The following is a 14,519-nucleotide window of genomic DNA, read 5'->3' on the forward strand; positions in this document are numbered from 1 at the left end:
TAGGAAAAACCGCACTTGGAAACGCTTTCTTAAATTTATTTCATGTTATAATGGAAAAGCAGAACTTCGTAAAGAGGGAGAAAAATGGATATAACAATTATTACAAAAGTAATCGAAGCATTAAAATCATATGGATTTCAAGATGTAACATACTGTGAGGAAACAAAACAATTCTTATTTCATAACCAAACCGATATTATGAGTGGCTATGCAGAAATAACATACAGCAGCCAATTTGAAAAGTTTAACGTGCAAATTCATCCGATTGAAACCCATCATCAGGCAGAGTTACAAGAAGTTGAAAAACACATTCAATCTTGTATACGAAAAGTCGAGTATTTAAATGCACTTCTTACAGGACAAAAAAAATTAACTGACAAAATTATTATTATGTAAAAAAAGAACGTGAGATTATCACGTTCTTTTTCATTTTCACTATTATATACTCATCTTCTCTTTCAATTGTAACCCTGTAACAGACTCTAATACATTCATCGCTTCTCCAATTGTCATATCAAAAATTGTCTTATCTTCTATATACGGAAACTGTCTAAAACGTTTTTCTAACATTTTTACTGCATCCGATGAAAATACTGCACTATCTATACGGAATTCTGTTTCAAGTAGAACAATCCAATCTAAAATATGAAATCCTAACCCATTTACAAATGAAATAAGTTTTTCTTCAGGTTGTGAAGATAGAAATACATAACGTTCCATTTCACTAAAGAGTTCTTCACCTAAAATTTCTGCGAGTTCTTCATCATGTTCACGATTTACAATTTCATCATATCCATAATCGTCTGCAAGTTCTTCTACTTCTTCTCCATCTGCACAAAGTAGCTGACTACGCAGTGCACCTTTTTTGAATTCACTTTTTTGTATAACTTCTAAAAAGCTTGTTTCCCATCCTTGTTCTAATTTCATATTTATAACTCCTTTATGCTTTCTTTATTTTTAAATATATATTTTGATTGAAGTTCTCTTTCGCATTTTGATTGCATAACCTTACATGTTCAGATAAACGAGACGCTTTATATATTTTACCATTCATATAGACATGTGGATCAATTAAGCGTTCCTTCCCACCCGAGTAACAAATATCATACTCTTGATTATTCTCTTCTACTATTACATTTGGATGTAAAGTAGCCAATACACTCGTTATCTCTTCATCACGACAACATTTCAATTTTTGAAGCACTACCTCATCATCGCACAAGAAATCTTCAGTATGTATCACATGCTTTTCTAACGCTAGTTGCAAAACTTTTGTTAATACATGATAACTATATGAGCCTAATGGATGTAGAAAGAAATCAATTGTTTCTTTGTAATAGACTGTTGTAAACCACTCTGCCGCCTCTAGCGTACTAAGACAGATTTGTTTTTCATGGACAACTAATTGATTTAAAAATGTAAGAACTTCTTGTTTTGAAATCATTCCATATGTATATAAATCGCGAAGTGTATAATCTATACGATCTGCGCATAGAGCTGGTAGTGGTTGTTCCAACAGCATCCATTGTTCCCAGTTTTGAAGCATTTTAGAATCATATCCATACTTTTTCAAAATGAGCGGGATATCCGAGTTTTCAATGACTGTATCAAAAATATGTTCATGATAGTCTTCATCTTTTTTATGTAATACACGATCTACAACGTGTGAAAAAGCAGTATGTGATACATCGTGAAGCAATGCTGCAATTTGTTCCGCTTCACCCCCGCCCAGCATTTTCACAAGAAGCATAACTCCAATTGAATGCTCATAACGAGTTATATTCCACTCTGGTTTTACAAGAAAGCTCGCTCCAACTTGATGAATTTTCTTCAGCCTTTGCATAGCTTCTGTTTGTAATAGTTCTTCTAATACACCGTCTATTTCAAAATTACCGTATATCGTATCATAAACCTGCATGATCTATGCGTCTCCTTTATTCATGACGTATGAAACAAACTCCTCCACTTCCCCTTGAAAAATATCCACTTCTGGTAAATGGTAAAACGTTGTTTGAAGCGGATTGTTTTTATGATACATATAGATTTTCTTCTCTAGCGCAATAGCCATACCAAGCTCCGTGTGACTCCCATTTCCGCCATCTAATAAAAGTAGAAAAACATCAGCGTTTTGTATCGCCTGCTTTTCTGCTTGACCAATCTTCTGTAATTGTTCTCTATTTGTCGCTCTTTCATTTTGAGTCCAATTATATGTATGATGCCATCCCGCTTCTTTCAATTGACTCGCTACAAATTGAACAAGATGTTTGTTTTGAAAACTTGATGCAATATAGAAATTCATATGAATTAGCTCCTTATTTATAAAACCAAAGGAAAACTCCTTTTTTAGCGTTAATGATAATAATAGAGAAGGATTTCGCCAAAAGAAATCCCCACCTTCAAAACTTATTTTGCGTTTAAATGGTGGGGTGCCTCATGCTTTTCTCTTATTTTTTGCTTTTTATCACTTTCATCGGCTAACATCTCTAACTCAGCTGTTATTTCCGATTTTTCTAAGTTTCGTTCTTGTGAAAATTTTCTTGAAATGTAAATAATAACACTACCAACGTATAGCACAAAACATATAATCAGAGCGGTATTTTCATAGAGACTCAGCTCCAACACAGTCACTCCTAATCCATTCGTATTTTCACGCTCAAAGAACTGGAATTCCCCTATTAAATCTCTGTTATTGTAACATAAATAAAGTAATTCTTCGAACCTTTCATTCTACTAAAAAAGACATGATTTTTTAGAAATCACGCCTCCGTAATATATTTCATAATGGTCTGTACTGCTTCTTTTCCACTATACTTTTTTAATTCTTTTTTATACTTCTCACAATTATGATTTAACTCTTCTATATGCTTCATAAGGGATGTCACTGTTACAGTTTCTTCATATAAAACCGCTGCATACCCTTGTCTTTCAAACGATTGTGCATTTAAAATTTGATCTCCGCGGCTTGAAGCTTTCGGTAATGGAATTAAAAGCATCGGTTTTTGCAATGTTAAAAATTCAAAAATCGCATTCGATCCAGCTCGTGAGATGACAAAATCAGTTGCCCCTAACACATCTGGCAATTCTCCGTGCACATATTCAAATTGCCTATACCCTTCTATACCTTGTAACGTCTCGTCTAGATTTCCTTTTCCGCATAGGTGAACAACTTGATAATTTTTAAGGAGCTGTGGCAATGCTTCTCGTACTGTTTCATTGATTTTCTTTGCCCCTAGACTTCCTCCCATAACCGTGATAACTGGTTTTCTAGTATGGAACCGAAGAAAGTGTAATCCTTTTTCACGATTTCCACGTAGCACTTCTTCCCTCACAGGCGAACCTGTATAAACCACCTTTTCTGTTGGCAAATGTTGTGCAGCTTCTTCAAACGTAACAAATATTTTTGAAGCAAAACGGAGTGCAATTTTATTCGCTAGTCCTGGTGTCATATCCGATTCATGTAACAAGACTGGAACACGATTTAACCATCCGCCAATTACTACTGGTACAGATACAAAACCACCCTTTGAAAAAATAACATCAGGTTTTAATTTTCTTATTCGTACATAAGCATCCATAACACCCTTCATAACGAGAAAAGGATCTTTTATATTTTTCAAATCAAAATAACGGCGTAACTTTCCGCTCGCTATACCATAGTATGGAATTCCTTCGTTCTCTATAATCGTTTTTTCAATCCCTTGATGAGAACCTATATAAGAAATATCCCAGCCCTTTTTTTGCAAATGTGGAATAATTGCTAAATTAGGTGTCACATGTCCAGCCGAACCACCGCCTGTAAAGACTATTCTTTTCATAGCTCTCCCCCTTCTACACTATAGTACACTAAAATATCGTGCTTCGGGGTGAGCAAATACCATTGCCGTTACAGATGCTTCCGGCTCCATCATAAATCCTTCTGTTAGTGAGATTCCAATCTCCTCTGGCTGAATTAAGCGAAATAGTTTTTCTTGATCAGCAAGTTCTGGACAAGCTGGATAACCAAAAGAAACACGAATTCCCTGATATTTTGTACGGAATCGCTCTTCCATCGTCATCTCCGGTGAATCCGGAATTCCAAAACGATCACGAATCAACATATGTGTTTTTTCAGTGAGTCCCTCTGCTAGCTCTAGCGCTAACGATTGAATCGCATGGCTACGTAAATAATCCCCTTTCTCTTTCCATTCTTCCGCAATATCACGCACACCTTGCCCCACTGTAACAGATAAAAAGGCGACATAATCCATTTCATCACCGACAGGACGTAAGTAATCCCCTAATGTACGGTACGGAGCTTTCCCTTGTCTTGTGAATGAAAAACGCTCTAGCACACGTGTACGATCTTCTGGATCATAAATAATAATAGTTTGTCCATCACTTTGGGCAGGGAAAAATTGATAAACAGCTTTTGGACATAGCCAAGATTGTCCTCCTTGTAATAATTCATCAATTAAATTGTTTAACTCATGCGCTCTCTTATCACCTTCTTTTAATAATTTTTTCACATTTCCTTTTAAACCAAGGTGATGACCAATTAGCATTTGCCTGTTTAAAAATGGTGCAAGATGTGAAACTGGAATATCACGAAGTACAACCCGTTTTGTTGAGTCCGGCACCATAACTTTTGCTTTCGGCAACGGTTCAATGACGGCTGGTTTCTCCACTTTTTTCTCCTCTTGTTTCACGACATGAATGTGGCGATTTTTTTTATCCTGCTTCATTTTTTCTCGTTCTTCTTCTTTTTGCAATCGATTGATAAGATCGAGTCCTGTCATCGCATCACTTGCATATAATACGAGTCCATTATAGGAAGCTGAAATACGGTTATCTGTAAACTTTCTTGTCAATGCCGCACCACCTACAACAATGGGAATATCAATATTTGCCGCTTGTAAATCTTCGGCAGTTGCTACCATTTGCTGCGCCGATTTTACTAATAATCCAGAAAGTCCGATAATGTCTGGTTTCTTTTCTTTTACCTCTTGCACAATGCGATCAGAGCGCACATTAATTCCTAAATTAACAATATCATAGCCGTTATTTGATAAAATAATCTCTACAAGGTTTTTGCCAATATCATGTACATCACCTTTTACAGTTGCTAATAATACCTTTCCTTTTTTCGCACTATCGCTAGATTCCATATAAGGCTCCAAATACGCAACAGCAGCTTTCATACTTTCTGCACTTTGCAATACTTCAGCAACGATAAGCTCATTGTTATTAAACAAACGACCTACTTCGTCCATCCCCATCATAAGCGGACCGTTAATAATATCAAGGGGCTTTCTTCCTTCTGTTAGTGCGAAACTTAAATCTTCATGTAAACCCTGCTTCGTTCCTTCTACAATATAATTTGCTAACCTTTCATCAAGTGTTAATGTTTCTTGTATGACCGCTTCTTTTTTCTTAGCAACCCGGTAAAAGTTCGTAAATTCTTCTAGTGTTTCTTTCGTTGTTTCGAATAATAGTGCATCTGCGAGTTCCTTTTCCTCTTCTGGAATGGATGCATAGCGCTCTAGCTTTTCAGTATTCACAATTGCGTAGTCAAGCCCAGCCTTTGTTGCATGATATAAAAAGACCGAGTTTAGCACTTCGCGACCAGCTGGCGGTAAACCAAACGATATATTACTTACTCCTAAAATTGTTAAACATTCTGGCAGTGATTCTTTAATAAGACGAATCCCTTCTATCGTCGCTGCTGCCGAACCAATATATTCTTCATCACCAGTTCCTACCGGGAAAACGAGTGCATCAAAAATAATATCGGATGGACGTATACCATATTTCTTCGTTAATAACTCGTAACTTCTCTTTGCAATTTCTAACTTTCTTTCTGCACTAACTGCCATGCCCTCTTCATCAATCGTTCCTACTACAATTGCCGCACCATATTTATGAAGAAGAGGTGCTACTTTCTCAAAACGCTCTTCTCCATTTTCTAAATTAATAGAGTTAATAACCCCTTTTCCTTGTATATACGTGAGAGCTTTTGCCATAACATTATCATCCGTTGAATCTATCATAATCGGAACTTTTAATACTTTCGTTACTTCTGCCAAAAAGTTCTCCATATCTTCTACTTCATCACGATCTGGATCCGCCATACAAATATCAATAATATGGGCATTTTCCTTCACTTGCGCCCTCGCAATTTCAGCAGCTTCTGCAAAATTCCCTTCAGCTACTAATCGCTTAAATCTTCTTGATCCAATAACATTTGTTCTCTCTCCCACAAATAATGGCCTCATAGAATCATCATATTGCAACGCTTCTAAACCACTAATACCGTGACCTTCTCGTTCATGATTCTCACGTGGTTCAAGGGACTCAAGCGAAACTTTTATCGCTCGTATATGATCAGGCGTTGTACCACAACAACCACCGATAATATTGATCCACCCTTCTTTAGCAAATTGTTTCACCTTTTCTGCAAGTGAAGTCGGTGACTCATGATAATGTCCATCCTCGTCTGGAAGACCAGCATTTGGATAACAAGAAATATAACACTCTGATAAGTCAGAAAGAGAACGAATGTGTTCGCGCATAAATTCTGGTCCTGTAGCACAGTTTAATCCGACAGATAATGGTTTCATATGCTCAATTGATAAATAAAATGCCTCGATTGTTTGCCCCGCTAACGTTGTTCCCATCGGTTCAATGGTTCCTGAAATCATAAGCGGAACCGTATGATTTGCTTCCGTAAACGCTTCCTGAATCCCTAAATACGCCGCTTTCACGTTACGCATATCTTGGCTTGTCTCTACAAGCAATACGTCAACGCCACCTCGTAATAAGCCCCGAGCTTGTCTCGTATAAGCTTCAATTAGTTCTTCAAACGTTACACCGCCTGTTACACTAATTGCTTTTGTTGTTGGCCCCATCGCACCTGCTACATATACTTCTTTACCACTCTCCTTTACCGCTTGCTTTGCTAAAAACGCCGCTCTTTCATTTAACTCTTCATCTAAATGAGATAGCTCATAATCATGCAATACGATATTCGTAGCACCAAACGTATTTGTTTCGATAATATCCGCACCCGCTTCAATGTAAGCTTTATGGATACCTAAAATAACATCTGGCCTTGTTTTTACTAAGTATTCATTACAACCTTCGTATTCTTCACCTCCAAAATCTTCTGCAGTTAAATCTGCCTGCTGAATCATCGTTCCCATCGCGCCATCTAATATTAAAATATCATGTTGTAATCTCTCTTCTATCGGTCTCATCAGTTGATTCCCTCTTTCACGTCTTGCTTTTCTTTCACATACTTAACGAGATTTTCTGTAATTTCATATTTCAAAAATGGCGTAATGAGATAAATACCGTTAAAGTATTTCATTGCGGCATTAATTAATTCCTGAGAAATACGAATTCCTTCTTCAATTGCAGACTCCTGCGTTTCATGCCCATCCATTCTCTGTCTTACTTCCTCAGGCAATGTAATGCCTGGCACCTCAAAATGAAGAAAATCAGCATTACGTTTACTTACTAAAGGCATAATTCCAATAAAAATTGGTTTTTCTAAATGTTTTGTCGCCTCGTATATTTCTTCAATTAAGGCTACATCGTAAATTGGCTGTGTTAAGAAATACTCTGCACCAGCTGCAATTTTCCTCTCCATTCGCTTCACCGCTGCTTTTAAATGTCTCACGTGCGGATTAAAAGCTCCTCCAACAGAAAACCTTGTCGCTGGACCAATGGATTTTCCTAAAATAGATCGACCATCATTCATTTCTTTAATCATTTTAATTAATTCAATAGAAGACAAATCATATACAGAAGTCGCTCCAGGAAAATCCCCCACTCGCGCTGGATCACCTGTTAAAGCTAACACTTCTTCCATTCCTAAAGCCGATAAACCTAGTAAATGAGATTGCAAACCAATGACATTATGATCACGGCACGTTAAATGCGTCAGTACTGGAATATCATGCTTCGTTAATAATGCCCCCATTGCCATGTTTGAAATGCGCGGGGATGCTAACGAATTATCTGCTAACGTAATGGCATCTGCTCCCGCTCTTTTCAATGCCCTTGCCCCTTCAAAAAAACGCTGCGTATCTAATGTTTTTGGGGGATCTAGTTCAACAACCACCGTTGTTTGCTTCTTCGCTTTTTCTGCAAGGGTAACATGAGTGCTAGCACGTTTTGTTTGGATATGAACTACTTGTTGTCTTTGAACAATTTGTTTTTCTGTAACAGGCGTTACATTCGCAATTACACGCTTCATCCCTTCAATATGTGCTGGCGTTGTACCACAACAGCCCCCTAACAAACGAATACCTTGTTCAATAAATTTCGGTGTCATCTCTTCAAAATAAGCAGGGCTTCCTTCGTATACGTAACGTCCTTCTACATAGTTTGGAAGGCCTGCATTTGGATAAGCGGACAAATAACCATTTTTAGGAATCGATATCATTTTAAAAGCTTCCGTCATATGAAGCGGTCCTAACTGACAGTTTAAACCGACTACATTTGCACCGTAATCTAAAAGCTGCGTTAATATTCCATTTACATCATTTCCATTTTGCGTTGCGCCCGCTTCATGAAGCGCTAGCTGTGCAATAATTGGAATATCTGTTTGTTTTCGCAATACTTTCACTGCATGTAACAATTCGAACTCATCATAAAATGTTTCTAATAATAATCCGTCAACCTTTTCTTCTAATAATGCTCCCGCTTGCTCAAGTAGCATAAACTCTCGTTCCATATCAGTCGTTGTAACGGCCCCGATATGCTTCATCCCACCGATGGTCCCTAAAATGGCGTTCTTATCTGTTACGGCTGCTTTTGCAAGTTTAACCGCTGCTTTATTAATTTGGGTGACCTGATTTTCCAAACCATACATGCGTAATTTCGCTTCATTTGCACCATATGTATTTGTTTGAATAATATCTGCCCCAGCAGCTACATATTGTTTATGAATAGATATAATAAGATCTGGATCAGATAAGTTTAATTCTTCAAAACTACTTTGCAAACCATGAGAATGTAATAACGTACCAATTGCGCCATCACCGATAACAATTCCTTTTGATACTAAATCTAGAATTTTCACTTGTCTCCCTCTTTTCTATCAATATAAAAACCCCCTCTTCATCTTGAAGAGGGGGACATCATCAATCCTCCTCTTATCATGCAAAACAAATTGTTTTGCAGGTATTAGCACCGTTTCAAACATTTCGTTTGAAGGTTGCCGGGTTTCACAGGGCCTTTCCCTCCACCGCTCTCAATAAGAGTTTGTCTTTATTATTCATCTATGTTTTAAAAGGAAATACGTGTACCTTTTAACAATCTTTGTTAATTTTCTCATAAATTTAGCATGGGATAGACTAAAAGTCAATTGAATTAGCAGAAAAATGAAAATTGTTTAAAATAAAGTTGCAATTCAATTATCTTTTGTTGTAAAGTTAAAACCATAATAAAATTTCATACAAAATATTCTTATCTAGAGAGGTAGAGGGACTGGCCCTATGACACCTCAGCAACCATTAACACGTTCGTTAATAAGGTGCTAATTCCAGCAAATTGTGAAAAGATTTGACAGATAAGAAGAAGACTATATTCGCATGAAAGCCTTCTTCTTAGAAGGCTTTTTTTATTTTTATAAAGGAGGAATTTCACATGTCAACAATCGAAACAAAACTAGCACAAATCGGAAATCGAAGCGAAACTACAACAGGAACAGTTAATCCCCCTGTTTACTTTTCAACAGCTTATCGTCATGAAGGAATTGGAAAGTCAACAGGCTTTGATTATTCACGAACAGGAAATCCAACACGTGGTCTTTTAGAACGCGCAATTGCTGATTTAGAAGAAGGTGAACAAGGCTATGCCTGTAGTTCTGGAATGGCAGCTGTTCTTCTTATTCTTTCCTTATTCCGTTCTGGAGATGAACTTATCGTATCAGAAGATTTATACGGAGGGACCTACCGCTTATTTTCGGAACATGAGGAAAAGTGGAATATTCGATGTAGATACGTAGATACACAATCTATTAAACAAATAGAACAAGCTGTCACTTCTCAAACAAAGGCTATTTTTATCGAAACACCGACCAATCCATTAATGCAAGTCACTGATATTGCAGCTGTCGCAACTGTCGCAAAACGGCACGGCCTACTTCTAATTGTCGATAATACTTTCTACACTCCTTATATACAACAACCATTAACAGAAGGCGCAGATATTGTCCTTCACAGCGCAACAAAGTATTTAGGTGGACATAACGATGTACTAAGCGGCCTTGTCGTTGCAAAAGGTCAGACACTTTGCGAAGCACTTGCCCACTATCATAACGCTTCTGGTGCTGTATTAAGTCCATTTGATTCGTGGTTATTAATTCGTGGTATGAAAACATTGGCTCTTCGTATGAAACAACATGAAGAAAACGCAAAAAAAATCGTTTCTTATTTAAATGGGGAGAATGGTGTAACCGATGTTTTTTATCCAGGAAGGGGCGGTATGATTTCATTTCGTCTTCGCGATGAAAAATGGATAAATCCTTTCTTACAATCTTTATCGTTAATTACATTTGCAGAAAGTCTTGGCGGGGTTGAAAGTTTAATGACATATCCAGCAACACAAACACATGCAGATATCCCAGAAGCAGTGCGTATAGCACGCGGGGTATGTAATCGTCTTCTCCGTTTTTCCGTTGGCATTGAAAACGGGGATGATTTAATTCAAGACTTAAAGCAAGCTATTAAACATGTAAAAGAAGGTGTAAGAATATGAGTTATTCGTTAGATACACTCTTACTTCATAACCAATATAAACATGATTCACAAACAGGAGCTGTTAACGTTCCCATTTATAATACATCGACATTTCATCAATTTGATGTAGATACCTTTGGAAAATACGACTACAGTCGCTCTGGGAATCCAACACGTGAAGCACTTGAAGACATAATCGCTTTATTAGAAGGGGGAACAAAAGGATTTGCCTTCGCATCTGGAATTGCAGCGATTTCTACTGCCTTCCTCCTTCTCTCGCAAGGCGATCATGTTCTCATTTCAGAAGATGTATACGGGGGAACATATCGCATTGTAACAGAGGTTCTGTCTCGTTACGGTGTTTCACATACATTTGTTGATATGACAAATGTAGAGGCAGTAAAACAAAACATTAGACCAAATACAAAAGTCTTTTACATTGAAACACCATCCAATCCATTATTAAGAGTAACCGACATTCGTACTGTTTGCGAATTAGCGAAATCTACCGGAGCTCTTACTTTTGTTGATAACACATTTTTAACACCACTATTCCAAAAACCACTCGAACTTGGAGCAGATGTGGTTCTCCATAGTGCGACAAAGTTTATTGCCGGTCATAGTGATGTTACAGCAGGATTAGCAGTTGTAAAAGATGATGAACTCGCTAAAAAACTCGGCTTCCTGCAAAATGCATTTGGCGCTATATTAGGCCCGCAAGATTGCTCTCTCGTTCTTCGCGGTCTGAAAACATTACACGTACGTCTCGAACACTCAGCAACAAACGCGAATAAAATTGCTCTTTATTTACAAAAACACTCGAAAATTCAGAATGTGTATTACCCTGGATTAGAATCACACCTTGGCTATGACATACAGCACTCACAAGCACAATCTGCCGGTGCTGTTTTATCTTTCACGTTACAATCTGAAGATGCTTTGCGAAAATTTTTATCACAAGTCAAGCTTCCTGTATTTGCAGTAAGTTTAGGAGCTGTGGAATCCATCCTCTCCTATCCTGCAAAAATGTCACATGCAGCATTATCACAAAAAGCACGCGATGAAAGAGGTATTTCTAATTCATTGCTCCGTTTATCAGTTGGCCTTGAAAATGTAGATGATTTAATTACCGATTTTGAAAATGCACTTTCTTTTGTAGAGGAACCTGTGAATGCATGAGAAAGTTCCCATCTGATATAGAAATAAAATGTTTCACATTATAAAAAAGGATAGACCAAGCAAATTACATTCGCTTGGTCTATCCTTTTTTATTACGGTACTCAGGATTTACCACCATAAACTCATCATATGCACTTAGGTAAAGTCCCTCTATTGAAGATAATAAGCCATTAATGTATCCTCTCCATAAGAACCATCTTCATATTTAATTTGCTTCCGTTGTCTACCTTCTTCTATAAAACCAGTACGTTTGTATACTTTAATAGCCCTATCATTAACAGAAACGATCCCTAAGCAAATTTTTTCTAAACCTTTCTGCTTTTTAGCCCAATTAACAAGAAATTTTATTAATTTGGTACCGATACCTTGATTGCAACATTCCTCTCTGATACCCATTCCCATTGTTCCTACATGTTTTAAGCGTTCTTGTTTGTAACGATTGAAAATCAAAAAGCCGACTACTGCACCTTCCATCTCACTTACTATATAAAGATTTCCATCCTCAACACTTTTCAATATTTTTTCTCTTTCTTTATTCACATTATCAGGTATTTTATTTGGAGAAGATATAAAAAACTTTGTCGTAGCTGCTGATAAAATGATTTCCTTTCTAATAGCAATAAATGATTCAGCATCAGATTCTTTTGCTAATCGTATCACATCATCACCACTTATCTTTTTTCAGTAAACCTTCAGGAAAGTGAAAGTGTTTTAGGAAATGTATGTTATGATATGCCTTCTTTTCATCCAAAATTATATTCTATAGAAACATATAAAATCTCTTTTTCTTATTATTTTAAAAATTTTGTATATTAATTGAAAGAATAACAAAATCGTGATAAAATTGTGTTACAAATGTATCTGTATATTCACGATTTTTAACAAAAAATACTGTGTTACAAAACGTACAAATTTTGCAAAGTTATTTACATCATGTTCTCTTTTCTTACAATTTCTTTACTTTAGAACATTTTTTCTGCAACAACTATTTTCTTTTCTTTAGATTTTTGGTATGTATAGTATGGGTATAACAGCTCGCATGGAGGTGGAAAAAACATGTTAGAAACCTTTCAAAAGGAATTAGAACTATACGAAAATAATGCAGAATTACTGAAAGTTCTTGCTCACCCTGTTCGTTTATGTATTGTAAAAGGATTGATCGAACGCGGTCCAAGCAATGTTTCGACAATGTACACAGGATTAAATATGCCACAATCCACAATTTCACAACATTTAGCGAAATTAAAAAGCGCTAAAATCGTTTCTAGTGAAAGAAAAGGATTGGAAATTTACTACAAAGTAGAAAATGAAACAATTATCCAACTTGTTCGTGTATTACTAGGTTAGGGGTAACCAAACAAAAAGGACGTATTCTATATTTTCTATCTCATATCTTTAATATAAATATATATCATGAGAGAAAATATACAATACTACATATCCTAAAGTCGTATCAAAAAACAAGACGCAGAATCATTCTGTGTCTTGTTTTTTTCTATATATGTAAATAATGCTTTAAATCAAAATGTGGCATTCCTTTTTTTTGCATAACAACATCAAAAGCATCGCTTATTCCCCCATGTAAAATCATAGAACGAACCGCTCGATTTTGTTTCTGTTTCTCAGAAAAAGGATCGGAATCTTGATGACTAACAAGTTGTTCTAATATACCTGCCGCAAGTAAAAACCCCCTTTGTTTTGTATGCCACACTGTATGAAGACTGCTTTCTTCTCCTATTTTCTTCAATTCATCCCAATGAATATGCGCTGTAATATCCATTTCACCTGGATAATTCAGAGGGTTCTGAATGAGCCTATGGTCATAATATCCCCTTAGACTCCCTTCATGATGCGCAGGATGCATCCACTCCGCCTTTGTATATCCATAATCAACCGTGATGAATAAGCCTTCCTTGAGCCATCCTATAATCTCTTGTAAATAGGTTTCCATTGCTATTGGTACTTCAAAGCGCTGTCCTTCATAAAGCTCAATCTTATGTCTTCGTAAATAGCATCGTATTACTTCTTGTTCTAACGGCCGCAATACTTCTGTAAGTTCCCGCTGCTCCGTATACGTAATACGAACTTCATACAAAATACCAGCTCGCTTCTCTATCACTTCAACAGGAAACGCATCAAACAATTCGTTTGAAAAAACGATTCCTGTAAAAGACTCCCCTAATTCCTTATAGGACTTGTACTGCGAAATATTTTGAAATGAACCAAGTTGACGTTTTTGCAACCTTCTATGAAAAGGACTCACTTCAATAATAGAATATCGTAACTCTGTATAGGTTACTGGAGATAACTGTTTCCATTCCTGTAAAACATCATAAGCAAATCTCCCTGTTCCCCCTCCAATTTCACAAACATTCGGGGGGATCTCTCCATTTTGGACAAGTCGAATAAAAAAACGAGCGAACGTCCTTGCAAATACCGAAGAAATATTACTACTCGTAAAAAAGTCACCATTTCTTCCGATTTTCTCACGTTCTTTCATATAATATCCGTACTCCTCATCATACAGTGCAAGGTTCATATATGTACTATATGAAATCGAATAATCCTTTTCTTTTTCCATCCATTTTCTTAAAACGAGCTCCATCCCCATATAGC

At 36.7% G+C, this 14,519-nt stretch carries 13 protein-coding genes and 2 riboswitches; of the genes, 4 read left to right on the top strand and 9 right to left on the bottom strand.

Annotated features, from left to right (window positions below; all coding sequences use genetic code 11):
• The first annotated feature begins 84 nt into the window (after positions 1 to 84).
• Positions 85 to 396: a hypothetical protein gene (locus ORL93_RS08050; protein WP_003200402.1), complete on the top strand. Its 312-nt coding sequence runs from the start codon at positions 85 to 87 to the stop codon at positions 394 to 396.
• A gap of 42 nt (positions 397 to 438) precedes the next feature.
• Here ORL93_RS08050 and ORL93_RS08055 read toward each other — a convergent pair whose 3' ends face one another.
• The 7 genes from ORL93_RS08055 to ORL93_RS08085 all read right to left on the bottom strand — a co-directional run bounded on the left by ORL93_RS08055 (position 439) and on the right by ORL93_RS08085 (position 9,064).
• Entirely contained in the window at positions 439 to 927 is a 489-nt protein-coding gene (locus tag ORL93_RS08055; protein WP_040118987.1) for a hypothetical protein, read from the bottom strand.
• Positions 928 to 940: 13 nt separating this feature from the next.
• Positions 941 to 1,918: an HD domain-containing protein gene (locus ORL93_RS08060; RefSeq protein WP_040118988.1), complete on the bottom strand. Its 978-nt coding sequence runs from the start codon at positions 1,916 to 1,918 to the stop codon at positions 941 to 943.
• Between the two features lie 3 nt (positions 1,919 to 1,921).
• Entirely contained in the window at positions 1,922 to 2,299 is a 378-nt protein-coding gene (locus tag ORL93_RS08065; protein ID WP_003200399.1) for a nucleoside 2-deoxyribosyltransferase, read from the bottom strand.
• 104 nt (positions 2,300 to 2,403) lie between these two features.
• The gene (locus ORL93_RS08070) at positions 2,404 to 2,676 is read right to left on the bottom strand and encodes a DUF3966 domain-containing protein (RefSeq protein WP_026008572.1); all 273 of its coding nucleotides are present in this window, start codon (positions 2,674 to 2,676) and stop codon (positions 2,404 to 2,406) included.
• An 80-nt stretch (positions 2,677 to 2,756) separates the two neighbouring features.
• Positions 2,757 to 3,815 (bottom strand): undecaprenyldiphospho-muramoylpentapeptide beta-N-acetylglucosaminyltransferase, encoded by a 1,059-nt coding sequence (locus tag ORL93_RS08075; protein ID WP_006096013.1) that lies wholly within the window; start codon positions 3,813 to 3,815, stop codon positions 2,757 to 2,759.
• An 18-nt stretch (positions 3,816 to 3,833) separates the two neighbouring features.
• Positions 3,834 to 7,232: a methionine synthase gene (gene metH / locus ORL93_RS08080; protein ID WP_265958842.1), complete on the bottom strand. Its 3,399-nt coding sequence runs from the start codon at positions 7,230 to 7,232 to the stop codon at positions 3,834 to 3,836.
• Positions 7,232 to 9,064, bottom strand: coding sequence for a bifunctional homocysteine S-methyltransferase/methylenetetrahydrofolate reductase (locus ORL93_RS08085; protein WP_006096011.1), 1,833 nt, complete (start codon positions 9,062 to 9,064; stop codon positions 7,232 to 7,234). Before ORL93_RS08085 ends, metH begins: the two co-directional genes overlap by 1 nt.
• 70 nt (positions 9,065 to 9,134) lie before the next feature.
• Positions 9,135 to 9,245: riboswitch (SAM riboswitch) on the bottom strand.
• A 202-nt stretch (positions 9,246 to 9,447) separates the two neighbouring features.
• Positions 9,448 to 9,560: riboswitch (SAM riboswitch) on the top strand.
• Between the two features lie 70 nt (positions 9,561 to 9,630).
• Here ORL93_RS08085 and ORL93_RS08090 point away from each other — a divergent pair.
• A complete protein-coding gene (locus ORL93_RS08090) occupies positions 9,631 to 10,743 on the top strand; it encodes a methionine biosynthesis PLP-dependent protein (RefSeq protein ID WP_006096010.1) in 1,113 nt (370 codons plus the stop codon).
• Positions 10,740 to 11,903 (top strand): cystathionine beta-lyase, encoded by a 1,164-nt coding sequence (gene metC, locus ORL93_RS08095; protein WP_097794417.1) that lies wholly within the window; start codon positions 10,740 to 10,742, stop codon positions 11,901 to 11,903. The genes ORL93_RS08090 and metC overlap by 4 nt, the downstream gene beginning before the upstream one ends.
• Before the next feature lie 150 nt (positions 11,904 to 12,053).
• Here metC and ORL93_RS08100 read toward each other — a convergent pair whose 3' ends face one another.
• Entirely contained in the window at positions 12,054 to 12,563 is a 510-nt protein-coding gene (locus ORL93_RS08100) for a GNAT family N-acetyltransferase (protein ID WP_003200379.1), read from the bottom strand.
• A 396-nt stretch (positions 12,564 to 12,959) separates the two neighbouring features.
• On the opposite strand from ORL93_RS08100, the gene ORL93_RS08105 reads away from it, so the two are divergent.
• On the top strand, positions 12,960 to 13,250 hold the full coding sequence (locus ORL93_RS08105) for an ArsR/SmtB family transcription factor (protein WP_000894376.1): 291 nt from the start codon (positions 12,960 to 12,962) through the stop codon (positions 13,248 to 13,250).
• Positions 13,251 to 13,398: 148 nt separating this feature from the next.
• Here the strand turns inward: ORL93_RS08105 and ORL93_RS08110 are convergent, their stop codons facing one another.
• On the bottom strand, positions 13,399 to 14,514 hold the full coding sequence (locus ORL93_RS08110; protein WP_003200377.1) for a class I SAM-dependent methyltransferase: 1,116 nt from the start codon (positions 14,512 to 14,514) through the stop codon (positions 13,399 to 13,401).
• Positions 14,515 to 14,519: the final 5 nt, after the last annotated feature.

Origin of the sequence: Bacillus sp. DHT2 (genome assembly GCF_026241455.1) — a bacterium.
Classification (GTDB): Bacteria; Bacillota; Bacilli; order Bacillales; family Bacillaceae_G; genus Bacillus_A; species Bacillus_A pseudomycoides.